Origin of the sequence: Herbidospora sp. NBRC 101105 (assembly GCF_030269205.1) — a bacterium.
GTDB lineage: Bacteria > Actinomycetota > Actinomycetes > Streptosporangiales > Streptosporangiaceae > Herbidospora > Herbidospora solisilvae.
This window is the reverse complement of sequence record NZ_BSSX01000001.1, coordinates 1,372,427-1,393,233: the sequence shown is the minus strand read 5'-3', so window position 1 is coordinate 1,393,233 and position 20,807 is coordinate 1,372,427. Positions and strand designations below refer to the sequence as shown.

Genomic DNA, 20,807 nt, shown 5'->3' with positions numbered 1-20,807 from the left:
TCCTCTCAGCCGGGTCACAGCGCAGAACCCGCAAAATGGGGAAATGCGCGTGCTGGTGGTGGAGGACGAACGACGGATGGCGGCGGCCCTGCAACGGGGCCTGCGCGCCGAGGGCTTCGCCGTGGACCTGGCCCACGACGGCGAGGAGGGCCTCCACCTGGCCTCGACCGGGGAGTACGACATCGTCGTGCTCGACATCATGCTCCCCCGCCTGTCGGGCTACAACGTGTGCAAACGCCTGCGCGAGGCGGAGAACTGGGTGCCGGTCCTGATGCTCTCGGCCAAGGACGGCGAGTACGACATGGCCGACGGCCTCGACCTGGGCGCCGACGACTACCTCACCAAGCCGTTCTCGTATGTGGTCCTGGTCGCCCGCCTGCGGGCCCTGCTGCGGCGCGGCGGCGGACGCCGTCCCTCGGTGCTGCGGGCCGGGGACCTGACGCTCGACCCGGCGCGGCGGCTGGTGCGCCGCCAGGAGAAGACCATCGACCTCACGCCCCGGGAGTTCGCGCTGCTGGAGTTCCTGATGCGGCACCCGGACGAGGTCGTCTCCAAGGCGGAGATCCTGGAGCACGTGTGGGACACCTACGACACCGACCCCAACGTGGTCGAGGTGTACGTCGGCTACCTCCGCCGCAAGATCGACGCGCCGTTCGGCCGGGGCGCGGTGCAGACCGTGCGCGGCGCGGGATACCGGCTGGCCAGCGATGGCGGCTAACCCGTTCCGGTGGTGGCGGCGGCGCAGCCTACGGGTCCGGCTGACCGTGGTCGCCACCGCCGTGCTCGGCGTCGGCCTGGCGGTCGCGGCGTGGGTGTTCGTGAACGTCCTGGGCCGCTCCCTCATCGCCACCATCGACGACGAGGTGACCTCGCGGGCCCGGGAGATCGTGGCCCTGTCGGACGCCGGCCGGCTCGACGGCGAGATCGTGCCGACGAAGGCGACGATCGTGCAGGTCATCGACCGGAACGGGCGGATCACCGCGGCGACGCCCTCGACCGACCGCCTGGTGCCGCTGCTGCCGCAGGGCGCGCGCCGGACGGCGGCCGACTCGGGCCGGCCGCAGTTCCTCGACGGACGGCCCTACGGCATCCCGGCCGTGTTGCGGATCGTGGTGATGAGCGCCGACAACGGGGTGACGGTCCTGACCGCCCGCTCCTTCAGTGAGATCGAGCGGGCCCTGAAGGCGACCGGCCACGTGCTGCTGCTCGGCACGCCGCTGCTGCTGGTCGTGCTGGCCGGGGCGTCGTGGGTGATCATCGGCCGGACCCTGAGCCCCATCGGCGCGCTGCGGCGCGGCGCGACCGAGATCACCGGCTCCTCGCCGTCCCGGAGGCTTCCGGTCCCGGAGGCCAACGACGAGGTCCACTCGCTGGCGATGACCCTGAACGACATGCTGGCCCGCCTGGAGGAGGCCGGGTCCCGGCAGCGCGCCCTGGTCAGCGACGCCGCCCACGAGCTGCGCAGCCCGCTGGCCAGCATGCGCCTCCAGCTGGAGGTGGCGCTGAGCCACCCCGACGGCCAGGAATGGCGCGAGACGGCCGAAGGCGTCCTGGAGGACACCCTGCGCCTGTCGAAGCTGGCCGAGGACCTGCTGGCCCTCGCCCGGCTCGACGAGGGCCGGGCGCTGCGCCACGAACCGGTCGAACTGGGCCGGCTGGTGACCCGGACCGCCTCCCGGTACGGCCTGGACGCCGACATCCCGGCCGAGGCCGTGGTCGTGATCGGGGCGGAGATGGACCTGGGCCGGGTGCTGGTCAACCTGATCGACAACGCGGTCCGGCACGCCCACGACAAGGTCCGGGTGGGGCTCTGGAAGTCGGGGCCGTGGGCGCTCGTCACCGTCACCGACGACGGGCCCGGCATCCCCCCGGAGGACCGCGAGCGGGTGTTCGACCGGTTCACCCGGCTCGACACGTCCCGCTCGCGCGACGACGGCGGCACGGGACTGGGGCTGGCCATCGCCCGTGAGGTGGTGGAGGCCCACGGCGGCACGATCACGCTCGACGACGCGGAGCCGGGGCTCGTCGCCACGGTCCGGCTGCCGGTGTGATCAGGCCAGGCCGTGGTCGTGGGCGTACACGATGGCGGCGGGCCGGTCCCTGAGGTCCAGCTTGGTCAGGATGTTGCCCAGGTGGGTCTTCACCGTCGCCTCGGAGATGTGCAGGGCCGAGGCCGCCTCGGCGTTCGTGGCGCCCCGCGCGATCTGCGACAGCACGTCGTGTTCCCGCTGGGTGAGCCGGGCCGCCGCCGACCGCCCCCTGCGCTCGCGGTCGGCCACCCGGCGGAAGGCCGTCAGCACCGGCCCGGCCACCTGGGGGTCGAGCCACGACCCGCCCTCGGCCACCATCGTGACGGCCCGGACGATGTCCTCCCCCGGCGCGTCCTTCAGGATGAACCCGGCCGCGCCCGCGCCCAGCGCCGCCGCCACGGTGTCGTCGTCGTCGAAGGTCGTCAGGATCAGCACCGGCACCGCCCCCGCCAGGCGGCGGGTCGCCTCGGCGCCGTCGACCCGGCGCATGCGGACGTCCATCACGACCACGTCGGGCCTCCAGCGGGCGACGGCCTCGGCGACCTGGTCGCCGTCGTCGCACTCCCCGGCGATCGCGAAGGTCCCCTCGGGTTCGAGGATGCGCCGCAGACCGGCGCGGACGAGAGGCTGGTCGTCGACCAGCAGCACGGTGATCACGCGGGAATCCTCGCCGACACGAGCCACTCCCCGTCGCGCATCCCTGCGGCGCACTCGCCCCCGGCGGCGGCGGCGCGTTCCCGCATGCCCGCGAGCCCGCTGCCCGGCCCGTCGTCCCGCACGCTCCCGACGGGGTTGGCGACCTCCACGAGCAGGTCGCCACCCGTCAGGGTCACCGACACCCGGGCCGGGCCGGTCCCGTGCCGGACCGCGTTGGCGAGGGCCTCCTGAATGATCCGGTACGCCGCCAGCTCCGCCCCCGGCTCGACCGCCGTCACCCCGTCCACGGAGAACGTGAGGTCGACGGCGCCCCGGAAACCCTCCACCAGCGCCGCCACGTCGGCGAGCCCGGGTTGCGGCGCCGTGGACGACTCCTCGCCCGAACGCAGCACCTTCACCAGCCGCCGCAGGTCGGCCAGGCTCGCCCGCCCGTGCCTCTCGGCCTCTTCGAGGGCGTCGAGCGCCTCCGCGCCGGCGTCCCGTCTGATCGCCATCCGCGCGGCGGTGATGTGCAGCATGGTCACCGCGAGGGTGTGCCCGACCACGTCGTGGACGTCCTGCGCCATGATCCGCCGCTGGTCGGCGGCCCGCTGGAGGGCCAGTGCCTCCAGCGCCTGGGCCACCAGGCGGCTGGAGTCGTGGCTGACCCGCACCGCGTAGGCGGCGGCGAGGGTGAGCGCGAACCCCAGGTGCACGGCGACCCACGCCACCGGCGGGGCGCCCGTCAGAGCGGCGAGCGCCACGAGATAGGTCAGCCCGGCGACCCCGGCCGCCAGCGGCACGGGCGCGAAGCCGACGTTCAGCGCCACCAGCAGCAGCGCGACCGCCAGCAGCGTCAGCACGGCCACCGGGCTGTCCAGCCCGGCCAGGACCGCCGCCCCCAGCGGGACGAGCACCGCCAGCGCGAACCACCACGACGGCCCGTCGTCGCCCTTGAGGATCCAGCGCCCCCACGGGATCGCCGAGACGAGCACCAGCACGATGCCCACGACGGACGGCCGGGCGGCCAGGGCGGCGGCCGGCACCGCCCCGGCCGTGAAGGCCAGGGCGAGCGCCGGGGCGCCGACGCGGAACATCACCGAGAGCTGAGCGGGGGCGGCGCGGCCCGCGCGGCGGAGGTCGTCCTCCCAGTCGCAGACGGCCGCGGCCGCGTGGTCGGACCTGTCGTCGGACATGTCCCTATCGTGCTATGGCCACCACGTCGTAGGGCGTGGTGGGCGTCGGGGTGGTGTTGAAGCGGCCGTTGGGCAGGTAGAGGCGGTCCTTGAAGGCGGCCACGGTGGTCGGCACGTCGAACCGGGGGTCGGTCACCTTCCGGTCGATGACGCCCTTCGTCGCGCGCCGGTCGAGCTTGACCCAGGTCACGGTGTTCAGGAAGTTCTGGACGACGACCAGCCGGCGTCCCTCCAGGAGCAGCCCGTCGCCGTTGGTGAGCAGCTCGGTCCCGAGGTCGACCTGCGTGGTCGCGCCGGTCTTCTTGTCGGCCCGGAACAACTTGCCGGTGTTCGACTGGACCAGCAGCAGCGCCTTCCCGTCGGGTGTCTGGGCGATGCCGTTGACGTTGATGCCGGTCGTGTAGACGAGGTCGCCGCTGAGCGGGATCTTCTCGGCCTCGGCGGGCAGGCGGCCCCACCGGCGCAGGTCGAGCTTGTAGAGGACCGGGTTGGTGGAGTCGGTGAAGTAGGCGGCGTCCCGGGTCAGCACGACGTCGTTCACGAACGACGCGCCGGTGGCCAGGGTGTAGCTCTTCAGCACCTTGCCGGTCCGCGCGTCGAGCACCCGGGCGGTCCCGGCGGTGCCGCCCGCGACGAACAGGCGGTTGCGCTTGACCTTCAGGCCGAGGGAGGGCGTGCCGGGGCCCTCGTTGATGATCTTCCCCTGGCCGCTGCGCAGGTCGACCTTGTAGATCGCCCCGGAGGAGCGGGAGCCGAAGTAGGCCGAGCGGCCCTCGTCGACGGCGATCCCCTCGGGCGGGAAGCCGTCGGGCAGGGAGAACGAGGTCGGGTATCTCGTCTCCGCCGACGCGGCGACGGGCGGAGCCGCCACGAGTACGGCCAACAGTCCGGCAACGAAGGCTGCCACGCGCATGGAACAGGTCCCATCTGTCGTCTGAGCGGGACATGAGAGGTTTCCGTAAAGTGATCCGAGTCGTCAACGTATGTCAGGAGATGTCACGGTGCTCCCCCACCACGGCGTGACCGCCGAGGAACTGCTCGCCCGCCTGGCCGAGGCGCAGGAGGCCGATCTCCCCGTGCGGGGCGGCAAGGTCACCGCCTACGTGTACGACACCGGCCGCCCCGAGGTGCACGAGGCCGGCGCCGCCGCGTACGCGGGCATGCTCGAGGTCAACATGCTCGACCCGACGGCGTTCCCCAGCATGGTCGCCCTGGAGAAGGACGTCGTGCGCGCCGTCGCCGCCGAACTGGGCCGGCCGGACGCGCCGGGCATCTTCACCAGCGGCGGCACCGAGTCGATCATGCTGGCGGTGAAGGCGGCCCGCGACGCCGCGACGACCGACCGGCCGCAGATGGTCGTGCCGGTCACCGCGCACCCGGCCTTCCACAAGGCGGGCCACTACCTCGGGGTCGAGGTGGTCGCCGTGCCCGTCGACCTGACCACCTTCACCGTCGACCCGGCGGCCGTCGAGGCGGCGATCACCGACCGGACCGTGCTCGTGGTGGTCTCGGCGCCCTCCTACCCGCAGGGCGTGATCGATCCCGTGACGGAGGTCGCGGCCGTCGCGGCGGCCCGGGGCATCCCCTGCCACGTCGACGCCTGCGTCGGCGGCTGGTTGCTGCCGTGGCTCCGGGAGGCGGGGGCCGAGGTGCCGCCGTTCGACCTGTCGGTGCCGGGCGTCACGTCGATCTCCTGCGACCTGCACAAGTTCGGGTACGCCCCCAAGGGCGCCTCCGTGCTGCTGTTCAGGGACGCCGCGCTGCGCCGCGCCGCCTACTTCGCCTCGGCCGCCTGGCCCGGCTACACGATCATCAACGCGACCGTGCAGAGCTCCCGGTCGGCCGGCCCGCTCGGCGGGGCGTGGGGCACCCTGCACGCGCTGGGCCGCGAGGGCTACATCGACCTTGGCCGCGCCACCCTGGAGGCGACCCGGCGCATCGCCGAGGGCGTCGCGAAGATCCCCGGGCTGCGGGTGCTGGGCGACCCGCAGGCCGCGCTGGTCGCCGTCGCGGGCTCCCCCGAGGTCGACGTGTTCGTGCTGGCCGACGAGGCGCGCAGGCGCGGCTGGTTCCTGCAGCCGCAGCTCTCCTACGCCGGCATCCCCGCCAACGTCCACATCACCGTCACCGGCGTGACCCTGGAGCGGGTCGAGGCGATGCTCGCCGTCATCGCCGAGTCGGCGGAGGCCGCCCGCGAACGCGGCCCGGCGACGGTCCCGGAGGGCCTGCCGGAGCTGATCGCCTCCTTGAACCTCGACGAGCTCGACGACCCGACGTTCGTCGAACTGGCCGCCTCGGTCGGCATCGACCTGACCTCCCGCGACCAGCCGGAGATGGCCGCCGTCAACGCCGTACTCGACGCGCTGCCCGCCAAGACCCGCGAGGCGATCCTGGTCAGGTTCCTGTCAGTGATCTACGGCTGACCGGCTCGCGCAGGCCACGGTCACATGCGGCCGACCACGTCCAGGACCTTGCGGGCCGAGGCGGCGTCGTGGACGCGGAACACCCGCGCGCCCTGCACCGCCGAGACCGCCAGGGTGGCGAGGGTGCCCGCATGGCGCCGGTCCACCGGCAGGCCGCCGAGGGTCTCGCCGACGAAGTCCTTGTTCGAGACGGCCACCAGGACCGGCCAGCCGGTCGCGACCATCTCGTCGAGGCGGCGGCTGAGCTCCAGGGAGTGGTAGGTGTTCTTGCCGAAGTCGTGGGCGGGGTCGATCAGGATGCGGTCCCGCGAGACCCCCGCGGCGAGCGCCTTCTCCGCCAGATCGGTCGTGTACGCCACCACGTCGCCCACCACGTCGTCATAGGCGATGCGATGGGGGCGGGTGCGCGGCTCGACGCGTCCGGCGTGGGCGCAGACCAGGCCGATGCCGTACTTGGCGGCCACGTCGGCCAGCCGGGGGTCGACCCCGCCCCACGTGTCGTTGAGCAGGTCGGCGCCGGCCGCCGCGACGACCTCGCCGACCTCCGCGCGCCAGGTGTCGACGCTGACGATCACGGACGGGTGCCGGTCGCGGACCGCCGCGACGAGGTCGGCGACCCGGCGGATCTCCTCCGCCACGTCGACGTCGTCGCCCGGTCCGGCCTTCACGCCGCCGATGTCGACGATGTCGGCGCCCGCCTCGATCTGGCGGGAGGCGGCGTCGAGGGCGGCGGCGAAGCCGTAGGTCGCGCCCCGGTCGTAGAAGGAGTCGGGCGTGCGGTTGACCACGGCCATGATCGCGTGGTCGCCGGGGCCGAACGTACGGCCACGAAGGCGCAGAGTAGACATCGTCAGCGAGCCTACTCCGCGCCCTCTCCGCGACTGCCGGGACGAGGGAGTGCTTCGGGAAATGGCCGATCCAGAAGTGCCCCCACCGATCCGGCCCCGAATCCGACAAGTCGGATTTGGAACGGTCCAAGCGTTTAAGCGGCGGATCCTCCTTCTGCCAGGGTCACGAAGTCCTGCGCGGTCGCGGGCAGCCGTTTGCGGGCGTGCACGATCGCGATGATCTTCCTGGGGGCCGGGTCGAGCGACCGCACGACCAGGCCGGCGCGGGCCGCCTGCTCGGCCATGCCGCGATACCACAGGAGCGAGGCCTGACCCTCGCGTACGGCGGGCAGCCACTTGGCCCGTTCGTCCGACTCCAGCGCGGGGATGGGGCGGACACCGTACGAGGTGAAGATCTGGTCGAACTCCCGCCGGCGCGGGCTGCCCGGTCCGGGCAGCACCAGCCGCATGCCGTTGAGCCTGCTCATCGGCACGGGGTCGGGCAGGTCGAGACCGGGCGGCGAGATCAGCACGATCTCCTGCCGCTCCAGCGGATGGCTGACCAGGTCGGTGGGCACCGGCAGGTCGGTCAGCCCGAGGTCGGCCCGCTGCTCGCGGACGGCGGTGACGACGCTGTCCCGTCCGTCGCAACGGACGATGTGCACGCGGATCCCCGGATGCTCCGCCACGTAGGCGGGCAGCAGGCGACCCGCGAGCCCCGGTTCGAGGCTCGGCGTCGACGCGATGCGCAGTTCGGCTCCCGCCGTGTGCGACTGGGTCGCCAGCGCCTCGATCTCCCGGACGGCGTCGAGCGCCTCCCGGGCGAGCTTGACGACCCGCCGCCCCTGCGCGGTCACGACCACTCCCCGCCCGGAACGCGCGAAGAGGGTCATGCCGAGTTCCCGTTCGAGGTCCCGGATCGCGCGGGATAACGCGGGCTGCGCGATGTAGAGGGACCGTGCGGCGTCGGTCATGGTGCGGTGCTCTGCGGTGGCTACCACATAGCGGAGCTGTTGCAGATTCATGCCAAAGACGCTAGGGCAGACGAGCCGTCCGAATCCGGAACATCGCAGAGATCACCTCGGATGATTACGGCCCGTGCGCGATCAGTGCTACATCCGTGACAAGTGTGAAATCAGTATTGTTCTGCCCAATCTCCAACCAAGGGGGTCAAAGAGATGGGGCAGCCGTATCCGCCGCCTCCCGGACGTCACCCATACGGTCCAGGCGGCCCACGACAGCCCTCCCAGGGGTACCCTGCACCCCCACCCCCCACCCGCCAGACCACCCCACCGCACCCACCGGCGCCTCCTTATGGGCCGCCGCTTGGGCGGCAGCCGCACTTTCCTCCCGGGATGCGTCCCGCTCCCGCGGGTCCCTACGGGCCGCCCCGGCAGATGCCCGTCCACTGGCGGCCTCGGCGGAAGTCGAGTGCCGGGCCGATCATCGGGGGGATCTTCGGGCTGATGGCCGTGGGGTTCGTGGTGGTCGTCCTCGGCGCGTCGCTCGGTGACCGGCCGGCCGCGTCCGAGCCGGTCGTGAGCTCGTCACGCGAAGGGGACGGGCAGGTGCGCGATGCGCAGCGGCAGCCCGTACAGGAACGACGCGCGCCGCTCAACACGTCGCTGAAGGAGAACACGGTCTACTCGGCCGGCGCGCTGCCGCGCACCCGCTGTCCGGGCGGGCGGGCGAACGTGTTCGACCACGCGCAGATCAAGGCGCACATCCTGAAGACGGCCACGTGCATGGACCGGGCGTGGCGGGCGACGCTGGAGAAGGTCGGCATCCCGTTCGAGCCGCCGAAGTGGGTCATCGCCTCGGGGAAGGGCCGCGGCCCGTGCGGGGACTTCCCGCAGGCGAACAGCGCGGCGCCCTACTACTGCCCGCGCACCATGTCGGTGTACGCCTCGACCAGGGCCATGGCGAACGGCAACGGCGAGGCGGTCGGCTACGCGCGGATGTCGTCGTGGCACGGTTCCTACACGGCGATGATGGGCCACGAGTACGGCCACCACGTCCAGCAGCTCACCGGCCTGTCGCAGGCCCGCTGGGAGAGGAGCCTGGCCTCCGGGTCGGAGAGTCAGCGGCTGGCGCTGAGCCGCCGCCTCGAACTCCAGGCCAACTGTTTCGCCGGCATGTTCATGCGCTCCGTCGCGGCGAGCTACCCCGTCCCGGCCGCGCGCCGCAACGACCTGTTCGCGTTCTGGGGCAGCCTCGGCGACCACGCCGGATGGCCGCGTGACCACGGATCTCCGCCGAACAACGGCGTGTGGTTCCGGCAGGGATGGCAGAAGCGGCAGGCGTATCAGTGCAACACGTGGGTGATGCCGGCGAAGGCCGTCTCCTAGACGGAGCCTTCTTTCCGGATGTGTTCAGTGTTGTCCAGATTTGAGGGCTAGAATCCCTGGGCATCGCACGGGCAATAACGAGCAGAGGAGCGGTTGACCATGCGTCGTGGGGGAGCCGCGGGTGACGAGTCACGCCAGAGACGCACGCGAAAACGCCCCCCGAAGTCGTCCGAGGACTTCCCCGGCGCGGTAGCCGACGAAACATACGAAGAACAGCAGATGCCCGCAGAGTCCTCAGGCCCGTCGGAACCCCCGCAGACCGGTTCCTTCGCCGCCATCCCGAAGACCGCCGGCCCCCAGCCCGACCCGGTCCCCAAGAACGCCGGCCCGGCGGCCTCGGTCCGGCCCGACACGATCGTCCACTCGGGCGCCCCGAGCGGGGGCGTGCACGTGGGCGCCCCGCCGAAGTCCGGGGGGCCGCAGTTCATTCCGCCCCCCGCCGTGCAGGGCCCGCCGGGCGAGCAGCAGGTCGCCGACGACGAGATCACCCGGCCGGGGCCGCCGCGCAGGCCCGCTCCCCTGCCGCCCCGGGGTCCCGCGAGGGGCGGCGGCCCGAAGAGCCGGGCGCCGCAGTTCGGACGGCCGCTCACCACCGGCGGCGTCATCGCGTGGACCGCGCTGTCGGCGATCGTGCCGGGGGCCGCGCACCTGCGCAGCGGACGCCGGAAGATGGGCTACGTCTTCCTCGGCACGTTCGGCGTGGTCCTCGTCGCGGCCGTCGTGTTCGGCTTCGGGATCCTCAGCAACGTCGGCTCGGCCGTCCGCGAGAGCACGCTGACAGGTGTCGTGATCGGGTCGGCCACGCTCGCGCTGGCGTGGTTCGCGCTGATCCTCATGTCGTACATCTCCCTGACGCCCGACCGGCTGCCCCAGCGGGGACAGATCATCTCGGGGGTCGTGGTGGGCGCGCTGTGCGTGGGGGTCATGGCCCCCTTCGCGTACGCGGCGAACTTCGCGAACCAGACGCAGAGCCTGCTCGCCAACTTCCCCAGCGACCACGACAGCGCCAACCCGCAGGCCGTGCCCATCAAGGCCGAGGACCCGTGGGGCGGCAAGAAACGGGTCAACTTCCTGCTCATCGGCGGCGACGCGGCCGGCAACCGGACCGGCGTGCGCACCGACTCGATGCAGGTGGCCAGCGTCAACGTGCAGACCGGCAACACGGTCCTGTTCGCGCTCCCGCGCAACCTCCAGCACGTCCACTTCAGCAAGAACAGCCCGCTCAACAAGCAGTTCCCGAGCGGCTTCCACGCCGAACTCCCCAACGGCGGCCTGCTGAACGAGGTCTGGCAGTACGCCGAGGACTACCCCAACCTGGGTGTCCGCGGCCCGGCCGCTCTGAAGGACGCCATCAGCACCACGCTCGGCCTCCACGTCGACTACTACGCCATGGTCGACATGTACGGCTTCGCCGCCCTCGTCGACGCGATCGGCGGCCTGGAGATCAACGTACAGACCGACATCAAGTACGGCGGCGTCTACGGCACGGCCGGCACCATCAAGGCCGGCAAGCGCGTCCTGAACGGCGAGCAGGTCCTCTGGTACGGCCGCTCCCGCGTCGGCAGCGACGACTTCTCCCGCATGGGCCGCCAGCGCTGCGTCATCGGCGCGCTGGCCCAGCAGGCGTCGCCCCCGGTCGTGCTGGCCAACTTCAACAAGATCGTCGCGGCGGCCAAGCGGCTCTTCCGGACCGACATCCCCCGCCCCCTGCTGGAGCACCTGGTCAACCTCGGCCTCAAGGTGAAGGACGCCAAGATCACCAGCACCCAGTTCGTCCCGCCGCAGATCTGGCCCGGCAGCGCCGACTGGGACAAGATCAAGCGAATGGTCGCCACGGCCATCCGCAAGTCCAACGGCGCGGCGGCCCCCGTCCAGGCGGGCGTGACCGCCTCCCCGAGCGGCGGCAGCCCGGTCGCCTCGGCCTCCGCCCCGAGCCCGACCCCGACGGCGGCCAAGCCGACCCTCACCCCGACCCCGAACTCCCAGGCGACCGAAGACCAGTCGCTCGCGGAACTCTGCGGGTTCTAGAAGACGGCGAAGGCCCCCGGGGGTTCACCCCCCGGGGGCCTTGTCTTTGCTACCAGTCGTCCTCACGGCGAATGGCGAACCGGGTGGGCACCCGGTAGCCGGTGTGCTCGGCGGCCAGCCACTCGGTGGTCACCCTCACCCCGGTGAGGCGCTCCGCCAGAACGAAGGCGCGTGTCTTCCACACGTCGAAGTCGAGCGGCGTCTCCAGGGCGAGATCGCCGGCGAGGGACGGCGGCTCTCCCTCGGGTGCGTCTCCCCAGCGGAACCGGCACACCTGCTCGCCGTCGCGGGCGACATGGAGGTGATAGTGCCGCAGCGTGTCCCCGATGACCAGCGAGACCGCCTCCCCGCCACGCGACAGGGCGGCGATGCGATCGGCGGAGTTCCAGTCGTTGGGTTCCAGGACCAGGAACCATCCGTCGAGTTCGCCGATGACCACCGTCCGTCCGCGCCCCGTCATCGCCACCTGGTTGATGGACAGGTCGAACGCGTCGGAGAGCGTCTGCGGCACTGCGCTGTCCGGATCGATCGGGAGCACGGCCGCCACGTTCGCGGCACGGCACCACGTGATGGTGCCGTCGGCCAGCGACGGGTCGATGCTCTGGACCACACGCCGGTAGTGCTCGTCGGGCTCGATCGGGCCGTCCTCGTGCGAAGGCCCCGGGGCCGCCGCGGCGGCGTCCGGGGCCGGGGACCGCCGCCGCGAGGGCGGCGGTCCGGGAACGCGTTTCATCGGGGAGTTGTCCGCCGGTTCACTTCTCGATCGTGAACTGGTCCACGTCGAAGAGGGAACCGGATCCGCCCGTGAACCTCAGGAAGATCGCCCCGGAGGCCGAGCTCGTGAGGTTCGCCGATACGGTCTGGAAGGTGTCCCAGCTGCCGGTGTTCGGGATGGTCAGCGTGCCGATCTGGGTTCCGGTCGCGGAGCCCGCGCGGACCTGGATCTGGCCGCCCGGTCCGCCCGAGGAGTAGCGCACCGTGATGCGGGTGGCGCCGTTGGCGGTGACCTGGTTGTAGCCGGCCCAGTCGCCGTTGTCGATGAAGCCGAGGGTCTGCCCGCCGACGGCGGGGCCGTGACTGGCGACCTGGACGCCCGACTGCGACGTGAACGCCTCACCCTGGACCGTGGTCTGCGTCGGCGTGCTGCCGGTGGTCAGGGTGATGGTGTCGACGTCGAGCAGGGCGCCGGAGCCGCCGCTGAAGGTGAGGAACAGCGGGCCGGAGGCGTTGCTGTTCAGCGAGGTGGTCACGGTCTGGAAGGTGTCCCAGCTGCCGGTGTTCGGCACGTTGACCGTGCCCAGCACCGTGCCGGTCTGGGAGCCCGCGCGGATCGTGATGGTGCCGCCGGGGCCGCCCGAGGAGACGCGGGCGGAGAAGCTGTTCTTGCCGGCGGTGGAGAAGTTCGCGTAACCGACCCAGTCGCCGTTGTCGACGTAGCCGACGGTGGTGCCGCCGCTGGCGGTGGCGTGCCCGGCGGGCTGGACCCCGAAGTTGGAGGTGTACGACTCGGCCTCGATCGTGGTCGGCTGCTGCGGCGGGTTGCCGTTCAGCTCCTTGATGCGGATGTTGCGGAACGACACGTCGTCACCGGTGCCGTGGTTCTGGATGCCGATGTAGCCCTGGGCGAGCGACCGGTTGGCCACGGTGTTGGTGAAGTCGTTGATGAGGCGGCCGTTCAGGTAGACGCGCAGCCGCTCGCCCTCGACGAGGATCTCGTAGCCGTTCCACTCGCCCGGGGGGTTGAGCGCGGCGTCGCGGGCGGCGACGTCGGCCGACTTGAAGCCGTAGATCGAACCCGTCGTCTTGTCGGCGGTGTCCGTCGCGTCGATCTGGATCTCGTAGCCGTTGTTGATCGCCGAGTTCGGGTCGGTGGACGAGGGGAACCCGACGAACACGCCGGAGTTGTCGTCGCCGTCCATCTTCCAGTCGAGCTTCAGCGAGTACGAGGCGTACTCCTTGGCCGAGTACCAGAGCAGGCCCATGCCGCCGGTCGACTTCAGGGTCGCGTCGGAGTTGGTGAAGCTGCCCGGTCCGGCCTGCGACCAGCCGGTGGTGGAGCCGTTGTAGATCGGCGTGTAGCCGGTCTCGACGCGGCAGTCCTGCTTGGCCCAGCCGGCCGCGTACCGGATGCCGCCGAGCAGCAGCGTGCGGAAGGCGGCCTCGCTGTAGGTGGCCTGGGTGTGGCCGAGGCCGGTGTAGAAGCTGCGGCCGTTGCTGACGTTCTTGCACCAGGTGATGGGGTGGTCGCCCATCCCGCCACCCGAGTAACTCGATTCGTCGAGGTTTTGCAGGATCTTGGCGCTGCTTCTCGGGTTCGTGCGGTACGAATACCATTCGTCAGACCGCGACCAGGTGCCGCCCAGGTGGGCGGTGGCCGCGTGGGCGCGGTCCTCGGTGCGGATGGTGGCCGTCTGGATGGCCGGGTGGCTCTGGAACCAGGCGCCGACCAGGTTGCCGTAGAACGGCCAGTCGTACTCGGTGTCGGCCGCCGCGTGCACGCCCACGTAGCCGCCGCCGCCGTTCACGTAGTTCTCGAACGCGGTCTGCTGGGTGGCGTTCAGCACGTCGCCCGTGGTGCTCAGGAAGACCACGGCCTTGTAGTTGGCGAGGTTCCCGGCGGTGAACGCATTGGCGTCCTCCGTCGCGGTGACCGTGAAGTTGTTGGCCGAGCCGATGGCCTGGATCGCCGCGATGCCCTGCGGGATCGAGTCGTGCCGGAAGCCCGCCGTCTTGGAGAAGACGAGCACCTGGTAGGCCGGGTCGGCGGCGTGCGCCGCCGTCGGCACCAGCGTCGTCGCGGCGACGGCCGCCGCGGCGATCGCGCCGAGGAGTCTGCGCTTCATGTCCCGCCTCACTTCTGGATGGTGAAGTTGTCGACGTCGAAGAGGGCGCCCGAGCCGCCGGTGAACCGCAGCACGACCTGGCCGGTGGCCGAGCCGGCCGTCAGGTTCGCCGAGGCCGAGGCGAAGGTCTCCCAGCCGCCGGTGTTCGGGATGGCGAGGGTGCCGAGGAGCGTCCCGGTCGCCGACCCGGCCCGCACCTCGATGGTCCCGCCGGGACCGGCCGAGGAGTAGCGGACCGTGATGCGGGTGGCGCCGTTCACGGTGACCTGGTTGTAGGCGGCCCAGTCGCCGTTCTCGATGTGCCCGGCGGTCAGGCCGCCGGTCGCCGGGGCGTGGGTGGCGACCTGCACGCCCGAGGTGGAGGTGAAGGCCTCGCCCTCGACCGTCGTGGCCGGCGGCGGGGTGCTGCCGAGCGAGAAGGTGTCGATGTCGAACAGCGCGCCGGAACCACCCGTGAAGGTGAGGAACAGGGCGCCGGTGCCGGTGCCGGTCAGCGTCGTGGACACGTTGGCGAAGGTGTCCCAGCTGCCGGTGTTGGCGACGTTGACCGTGCCGAGGACGGCGCCGGTCTGCGATCCGGAGCGGATGGTGATCGTGCCGCCCGGCCCGCCGGAGGACACCCGGGCGGTGAACGAGGTCTTGCCCGAGGTGCTCACGTTCGAGTAGCCGGCCCAGTCGCCGTTGTCGATGTAGCCGACCGTGAGGCCGCCGCTGGCGGTGGTGTGCGAGGCGGTCTGCACGCCGGACTGCGAGGTGAAGGCCTCGCCCTCGATCGTCCCGGCGGGCGGGTTGCTCGTGCCGCCGTTGAAGGTGAACGCGTCGAGGTCGAACAGGTTGCCCTGGCCGGTGACGCCCTTGAAGACGAGGAACACCGTCGTCGTCGCGGTCGGCACGTTGCTCAGGTTGGCGGTGACGTTGGCGAAGGTGTCCCAGCTCCCGGTGTTGGCCACCGTGGCGGTGCCCAGCAGGGTGCCGGTCGCCGAGCCCGCGCGCACCTCCAGGGTGCCGCCGACGCCGCCGGAGGAGACCCGGGCGGTCAGCGAGGTCGCGCCGGTCAGGTTGTACGGCGTGAAGGAGATCCAGTCGTTGTTGTCGACGAACCCGACCGTGGTGCCGCCTTCGGCGGCGGCGTGCTGGGCGGTCTGGACGCCGTTCTGGGCGCCCCAGTGCTCACCCTGGCGGTGCCGCGGCTGGAGGGTGCGGGTGACCGTGGTGGTCAGGCCGCCGTTGTCGGTGTACTCGGCCGTGAAGACGCCGTAGATGTTGGCGGCGGCGTCGTGCTCGCCGTCGGTCGGGACGGTGATGCTGCCGGAGCAGCCGTCCTTGGAGGTGATCTGGTGGGAGTGGCTGTCGTGGCCGAGGAAGTAGGTGAACTTCACCCGGGCGCAGTTGATGGTGCCGTCCTGCGGGTCACTGACGGAGATCGTGTACGGGATCGTGTCGCCGAAGTTGAACAGCGCGCCGCTCAGCGGGGTCTGCAGGTTGACCGTGGGGGCGGTGTTGCCGACGGTGATCGTCACGTTCGCCGAACCGGTCAGGCCGCCGGAGTCGCGGACCGTCAGCGTCACGTTGTAGGTGCCGTTGGCGGTGTAGGTCTTCGACGGGTTGGCGGCCGTGGAGGTGGTGCCGTCGCCGAAGTTCCACGAGTAGGTCAGCGCCGAGCCCTCGGGGTCGGACGAGCCGGCCGAGGAGAAGCTCACCGCGAGCGGGGCGACGCCGGAGGTCGGGGTGGCCGCCGCCTTGGCGATCGGGTTGCGGTTCGCGCCGCCGATGTACTCGATGCGGTAGAGGGCCTGGTTGCCCGAGCCAGTGCCGTAGTCGAGGACGTACAGGGCGCCGTCGGGGCCGAAGGCCATGTCCATGACCTGGGTGCCGGTCCACGGGAAGCCGCTGATCTCGCCGACGCCGCCCGAGGAGGTCACCTCGATGGCCTTGATCCAGCGGCGGCCGTACTCACCGGCGAAGAAGCGGCCGTCGAGCGACTGCGGGAACTTGACCGGGGAGGTGTTGTTCGGGTCGTACCGGTAGACGGGGCCACCCATCGGGGACTCCGAGCCGCCGCCGAACTCCGGCGGGCTGCCGGCGTCGCCGCCGTAGCGGATCCAGGCCGGGCGCGGCTGCGGGAGGGTCTGCAGGCCCGTGTTGCGGAAGGAGTTGTTGGTCGGCTGCCCCGCGCAGTTGTACTTCGCCTGCGACGGGCCGCTCGGGAAGGTGAACTCGTTGTAGGTCTCGGCCGTGGTGTTGTTGCCGGTGCAGTAGGGCCAGCCGTAGTTGCCCGCCGAGGTGATGCGGTTGAACTCGACCTGGCCGCTCGGGCCGCGGTTGGCGTCGCTCGAACCGGCGTCGGGGCCGTAGTCGCCCAGGTAGACGATGCCGGTCGCCTTGTCGACGCTCATCCGGAACGGGTTGCGCAGGCCCATCGCGTAGATCTCGGGACGGGTGTTGGCCGTGCCGGGCGCGAACAGGTTGCCCGAGGGGATGGTGTAGGTCCCGTTGGCCTGCGGCTTGATGCGGAGCACCTTGCCGCGCAGGTCGTTGGTGTTGCCCGAGGAGCGCTGCGCGTCGAACTGCGGGTTGCGGTTGGTGCGCTCGTCGATCGGGGTGTAGCTGTTCGACTCGAACGGGTTGGTGTCGTCGCCCGTGGTCAGGTAGAGGTTCCCCTGCGCGTCGAAGTCGATGTCACCACCCGCGTGGCAGCACTGGCCGCGGTCGTTGTCGACCCGGAGCACGATCACTTCGCTCGCCATGTCGATGGTGTTGCTCGTGGTGAGCGTGAACCGGGACAGGTAGAACTGCCCCTTCCAGGTGTTCCAGTCGGTCTGGGTGCCCGTCGTCGGCGCGTCGCCGCTGGGGGTGCTCAGCCGGGGCGAGTAGTAGAGCCAGATGTGCCGGTTGGTGGCGAAGTTCGGGTCGACCGCCACGCCCTGGAGGCCCTCCTCGTCGTGCGTGTACACGTTGAGCGTGCCCGCGAGGGAGGTGTTGCCGTTGACGTCGGTGATCCGGACCTGGCCGCCGCGGGCGGTGTGCAGCACCGACCGGTTCGGCAGCACGGCCAGGGACATCGCCTCACCGAGCTCGCCAGGTCCGGTGGCGAGCGCGACTTGCTGATAGTCCGAGGCCGGGATGTCGGCCGCGTGGGCACTGGGGGGCGCCACGACGACGCCCATCGTCACCAGGAGCGTGGTCAGGGCGGCTAACGCCCGTAACCGGTGAGGTCGAGACATGTAGGGGGTGATCCTTTCCTGACCTGGGGATTCAGTCAGGCAAGGCGCGCGCCGCCGCGCTTGTGCCCGGGTTACAGCATGTAAAGCGGGGATCATGCCGACGCAAGCCGTGACGGTGCCACGTCGCCGACATGCGTCATTCCGTCTAACTTTTGCGTAACAGCAGGCGGAATTTACCGATTTCTAACACATCTGTCATCCCCGTGTACAGACCCGGGAGTCTACGGAACGAGCCAGAGTTCCGTGTTACGAAACTGTAATGCAAGGCGAAGCGGTTCGACACTTGTGGCACATGCGTCCAGGACATTTAATTCGGCGAGGCATGCAAATTAATTCGAGACGAACGGCCGCAAGCAGACCGACGGGAAGCAAGACGTGCGACTAACCTCAGGGCCCCAGCTGGGCAGGAACGGCTCGACGGGCGTGCCCGTCGACCAGACCATGATCCGCCGGTCCAACCTGTCGCTCGTCCTGCGCCACCTCCAGGAGCACGGCCCCCGCTCGCGTTCGGCGGTCGCCGCCGAGACCGGGCTGAACAAGGCGACCGTCACCAGCCTCGTCGGCGAGTTACGAGCACGCGGCCTGATCCGCGAGATAGGCCCGCAGCACGCCGGCTCCGTCGGCCGCCCGGGCCTCGCCCTGGCCCTCGACGGCGCGGGCGTCGGCGCCCTGGGCCTGGAGATCAACGTCGACTACATCGCCGCCTTCGCCACCGACCTGGCGGGCCGCGTCCTGGTCGACCGCCGCGTCGGGTTCGACGCCATGGGCTGCGAGCCCGAGGCCTCGCTCGACGAACTGGCCCGGGTGGCCCGCGACGCCATCGCCGAGCTGCACATGCTCGGCGTCCGGGTCGCCGGGATAACGGTCGCCGTCCCCGGCCTCATAGACGGCACCAACGGGGTCGTCCACGTCGCCCCGAACCTCGGCTGGTACGGCGTCCCCGTCGCCGAGCGCCTCTGGGAGGTCGCCCCCGGCGTCCCCGTCACCGTCGCCAACGACGCCAACCTGGCGGCGCTGGCCGAGTTCACCAACGGCGTGGCCGCCGGATCGGCCGACATGGTCTACCTGACCGGTGAGGTCGGCGTCGGCGGCGGCATCATCGCCGGCGGACGCCTCCTCGGCGGCGCCGACGGCTTCGCCGGCGAAGTGGGCCACGTCATGGTCGACTCCTCCGGCGAGCGCTGCGGCTGCGGCCGCATCGGCTGCTGGGAGACCAAGGTCGGCCTGGCCGCGCTGGTCCGCATGGTCACCCCCGACCACGCCTACGGGGTGCGCGACGGCATCGTCCGCGACCCCGAGGAACGCCTGAGCGAGATCGAGCGCCGCCTGGCGGCGGGCGACCCCCAGGTCGACCACGCCCTGGCGGAGGTCGGCCGCTGGCTGGGCCGCGGCTCGGCCACCCTCGTCCGGCTCTTCAACCCCCGGGTCATCGTCGTCGGCGGCTTCTTCGCGCGGTTGGAAGGGCACATCCTCCCGCGAGCCCAGGCGGAACTCGCCCGCCTCGGGGTCACCGGCTCCGTCGCCCGCTGCACCTTCGTCGCCTCCGACCTGGGCTTCGGCGCCGCCTCGCGCGGCGCGGCCGGGGTCGTGGTCGACCGCGTCCTGGCCAACCCGACCACTGTGGAGATACCACCCAGCACTCTCAGCACCCTGGCCTGACGCGACCAAAGACTCCCGTCCGCCTGGCTTTCCGGTTCTTCGTGGCGCCGACCTCGCCGACCTCGGCGCCACGGGGATGTGCCACCCGGAGGCCAGGCGGACGGGCTTTTCACGTCAGGGGTTCTGGGACGATGTGAGGGTGTTTCCCCCGCTCACCCGCCATCTGACCCCCCACCGCATCGGCGTCTGGACCCTGGCCTGGGTGTCGGCGGTGACCTACGCGGTGCTCGGCCTGGTGAGGTTGGGGACATTCCGGGCCACCGTTTTCGACCTCGTGATCGTCGACCAGACGGTGCGCGGCTACGCCGCCCTCGGGCCGCCCTACGCGCCCTCCTCCGGCGTGCAGAAGGGCCAGGGGCTCGACTTCCTCCAGCTCGCCGACCACTTCTCCCCTATCTACGCGCTGCTCGCCCCCTTCTACGCGATCCACGACGGCCCCCAGACGCTGATCGTCTGCCAGGCCGTGTTGTTCGCCGCGGCCATCCCGTTCCTGTGGCTGTACGCCCGCCGCCGGCTCGGGGTCGTCGCCGCCTACCTCGTCTCGGGCGCCTACGCGGTGTCGTTCCCGGTGGCGCAGGCGGTCAACTTCGACGTCCACGAGGTCATGTTCGTGCCCGTGCTGAGCGCGATCATGATCGAGCGCTTCGACCGTGGCCGCCGGGTGCCCGCCTACCTGGCGGCGTTCGGGCTGCTGCTGGTCAAAGAGGACATGGGGCTGATGCTGATCGGCTTCGGCGCGGCGCTGGCGCTGACCCGGCGGCGGCTCGACGGCGCGATCGTCGCCGTGATGGGCCTCGGCGCGCTGGCGCTGGTGCGCGGCGTGCTGATCCCGTGGGCGGGCGGCTCCGACGACACCCACTGGCGCTACGACCACCTCGGCGACTCGGTCCCGGCGGCGCTGGCGAAGCTGGCCGGCGACCCGCTCAACACCCTCCACCTGGTGTTCGGCGACGCCGGCAAGATCGACCTGCTGGTGCTGCTCTGCTGGCTGACCCTGTTCCTGTGCCTGTTCTCCCCGTTGACGCTCGCGGCGGCGCCGATGGTGCTGGAGCGGCTCGTCTCCGAGAACCATCTCTGGTGGTCGACCGACTACCACTACAACGCCTTCGTCGTGGCGATCCTCTTCTGCGCCGGGGTCGACGGCGCGGCCCGGCTGGCCAGACGCGTGGAGGCGAAGCAGACCGTGGTGATCGCGTGGGCGGTCGCGGTGGCGGTCGTCGGGCTGACCCAGCTCCCCCGCTTCGCCTTCGACCAGCTCGCCGATCCGGGCTTCTACAAGCCGCACGACCGCGCGGCGGCGGCCTACCAGGCGATGGGGCTGGTCCCCGACGGGGTGGTGGTCGAGGCGGCCAACCACCTCGGCCCGATGCTGACCCACCGCACGACCGTGCTGATCTGGGAGCCCACCCCGCGCGGCGCGCCCTGGGTGGTGGCCGACCTCGGGCAGTGGGCGTGGCCGTGGGGGTCGGTCGACGACGCGAAGAAGTCGGTGGAGGAGCGCCGGGCGGCGGGCTACATGGTGCTCTTCGAGCGCGACGGCTTCGTCGTGCTGCACAAGCCGGGAGGTTAGACCGTCGTACCCCCGCGAAGGAA

Annotated in this window: 15 protein-coding genes; 7 read left to right on the top strand and 8 right to left on the bottom strand. The window is 71.4% G+C overall.

The genetic code is table 11. The features are described from left to right. The first annotated feature begins 43 nt into the window (after positions 1-43). Positions 44-718: a response regulator transcription factor gene (locus tag QSK34_RS06140; protein ID WP_030453225.1), complete on the top strand. Its 675-nt coding sequence runs from the start codon at positions 44-46 to the stop codon at positions 716-718. After that, positions 708-2,051, top strand: a complete 1,344-nt coding sequence (locus tag QSK34_RS06135) for a sensor histidine kinase (protein WP_285580864.1) — start codon at positions 708-710, stop codon at positions 2,049-2,051. Before QSK34_RS06140 ends, QSK34_RS06135 begins: the two co-directional genes overlap by 11 nt. Here QSK34_RS06135 and QSK34_RS06130 read toward each other — a convergent pair whose 3' ends face one another. From QSK34_RS06130 to QSK34_RS06120, 3 genes are read right to left on the bottom strand one after another with little or no spacing between them, the layout of a single operon-like run. Next, positions 2,052-2,687, bottom strand: coding sequence for a response regulator transcription factor (locus tag QSK34_RS06130; RefSeq protein ID WP_285580862.1), 636 nt, complete (start codon positions 2,685-2,687; stop codon positions 2,052-2,054). Continuing rightward, positions 2,684-3,862: a sensor histidine kinase gene (locus QSK34_RS06125; protein ID WP_285580860.1), complete on the bottom strand. Its 1,179-nt coding sequence runs from the start codon at positions 3,860-3,862 to the stop codon at positions 2,684-2,686. Before QSK34_RS06125 ends, QSK34_RS06130 begins: the two co-directional genes overlap by 4 nt. Before the next feature lie 4 nt (positions 3,863-3,866). Next, entirely contained in the window at positions 3,867-4,745 is an 879-nt protein-coding gene (locus QSK34_RS06120) for an SMP-30/gluconolactonase/LRE family protein (protein ID WP_285580858.1), read from the bottom strand. A 118-nt stretch (positions 4,746-4,863) separates the two neighbouring features. On the opposite strand from QSK34_RS06120, the gene QSK34_RS06115 reads away from it, so the two are divergent. Beyond that, positions 4,864-6,285, top strand: coding sequence for a pyridoxal phosphate-dependent decarboxylase family protein (locus QSK34_RS06115; RefSeq protein WP_285580856.1), 1,422 nt, complete (start codon positions 4,864-4,866; stop codon positions 6,283-6,285). A gap of 20 nt (positions 6,286-6,305) precedes the next feature. Here the strand turns inward: QSK34_RS06115 and folP are convergent, their stop codons facing one another. Next, positions 6,306-7,133 carry a dihydropteroate synthase gene (folP, locus tag QSK34_RS06110; RefSeq protein WP_285580854.1) on the bottom strand — a complete coding sequence of 276 codons (828 nt, stop codon included), beginning with the start codon at positions 7,131-7,133 and terminating at the stop codon, positions 6,306-6,308. 134 nt (positions 7,134-7,267) lie between these two features. Next, positions 7,268-8,137: a LysR family transcriptional regulator gene (locus tag QSK34_RS06105; protein WP_161478160.1), complete on the bottom strand. Its 870-nt coding sequence runs from the start codon at positions 8,135-8,137 to the stop codon at positions 7,268-7,270. Between the two features lie 330 nt (positions 8,138-8,467). On the opposite strand from QSK34_RS06105, the gene QSK34_RS06100 reads away from it, so the two are divergent. Both QSK34_RS06100 and QSK34_RS06095 read left to right on the top strand, forming a co-directional pair. Continuing rightward, positions 8,468-9,460, top strand: coding sequence for a neutral zinc metallopeptidase (locus QSK34_RS06100; protein ID WP_285580852.1), 993 nt, complete (start codon positions 8,468-8,470; stop codon positions 9,458-9,460). A gap of 219 nt (positions 9,461-9,679) precedes the next feature. Next, a complete protein-coding gene (locus tag QSK34_RS06095) occupies positions 9,680-11,488 on the top strand; it encodes an LCP family protein (protein WP_285580850.1) in 1,809 nt (602 codons plus the stop codon). Between the two features lie 49 nt (positions 11,489-11,537). Here QSK34_RS06095 and QSK34_RS06090 read toward each other — a convergent pair whose 3' ends face one another. The 3 genes from QSK34_RS06090 to QSK34_RS06080 are packed head-to-tail and all read right to left on the bottom strand — an operon-like array spanning position 11,538 to position 17,555. Then, entirely contained in the window at positions 11,538-12,221 is a 684-nt protein-coding gene (locus QSK34_RS06090) for a DUF6461 domain-containing protein (RefSeq protein WP_285580848.1), read from the bottom strand. A gap of 19 nt (positions 12,222-12,240) precedes the next feature. Then, a complete protein-coding gene (locus tag QSK34_RS06085; RefSeq protein WP_285580847.1) occupies positions 12,241-14,331 on the bottom strand; it encodes a ThuA domain-containing protein in 2,091 nt (696 codons plus the stop codon). A gap of 8 nt (positions 14,332-14,339) precedes the next feature. After that, positions 14,340-17,555: a carbohydrate-binding protein gene (locus tag QSK34_RS06080; protein WP_285580845.1), complete on the bottom strand. Its 3,216-nt coding sequence runs from the start codon at positions 17,553-17,555 to the stop codon at positions 14,340-14,342. A 375-nt stretch (positions 17,556-17,930) separates the two neighbouring features. On the opposite strand from QSK34_RS06080, the gene QSK34_RS06075 reads away from it, so the two are divergent. Further along, complete coding sequence (locus QSK34_RS06075) at positions 17,931-19,214, top strand: ROK family transcriptional regulator (protein WP_285580843.1); 1,284 nt, start codon at positions 17,931-17,933, stop codon at positions 19,212-19,214. A gap of 139 nt (positions 19,215-19,353) precedes the next feature. Continuing rightward, positions 19,354-20,784, top strand: a complete 1,431-nt coding sequence (locus tag QSK34_RS06070) for a DUF2079 domain-containing protein (protein WP_285580841.1) — start codon at positions 19,354-19,356, stop codon at positions 20,782-20,784. Positions 20,785-20,807: the final 23 nt, after the last annotated feature.

What these genes read in the sequence shown, in the direction of transcription:
- QSK34_RS06100 (WP_285580852.1), top strand. Translation starts at nt 8,468, where the DNA reads ATGCGTCCCGCTCCCGCGGGTCCCTACGGGCCGCCCCGGCAGATGCCC.
- QSK34_RS06095 (WP_285580850.1), top strand. Translation starts at nt 9,680, where the DNA reads ATGCCCGCAGAGTCCTCAGGCCCGTCGGAACCCCCGCAGACCGGTTCC.
- QSK34_RS06105 (WP_161478160.1), bottom strand. Translation starts at nt 8,137, where the DNA reads ATGAATCTGCAACAGCTCCGCTATGTGGTAGCCACCGCAGAGCACCGC.
- QSK34_RS06090 (WP_285580848.1), bottom strand. Translation starts at nt 12,221, where the DNA reads ATGAAACGCGTTCCCGGACCGCCGCCCTCGCGGCGGCGGTCCCCGGCC.
- QSK34_RS06080 (WP_285580845.1), bottom strand. Translation starts at nt 17,555, where the DNA reads ATGTCTCGACCTCACCGGTTACGGGCGTTAGCCGCCCTGACCACGCTC.
- QSK34_RS06140 (WP_030453225.1), top strand. Translation starts at nt 44, where the DNA reads ATGCGCGTGCTGGTGGTGGAGGACGAACGACGGATGGCGGCGGCCCTG.
- QSK34_RS06085 (WP_285580847.1), bottom strand. Translation starts at nt 14,331, where the DNA reads ATGAAGCGCAGACTCCTCGGCGCGATCGCCGCGGCGGCCGTCGCCGCG.
- folP (WP_285580854.1), bottom strand. Translation starts at nt 7,133, where the DNA reads ATGTCTACTCTGCGCCTTCGTGGCCGTACGTTCGGCCCCGGCGACCAC.
- QSK34_RS06125 (WP_285580860.1), bottom strand. Translation starts at nt 3,862, where the DNA reads ATGTCCGACGACAGGTCCGACCACGCGGCCGCGGCCGTCTGCGACTGG.
- QSK34_RS06135 (WP_285580864.1), top strand. Translation starts at nt 708, where the DNA reads ATGGCGGCTAACCCGTTCCGGTGGTGGCGGCGGCGCAGCCTACGGGTC.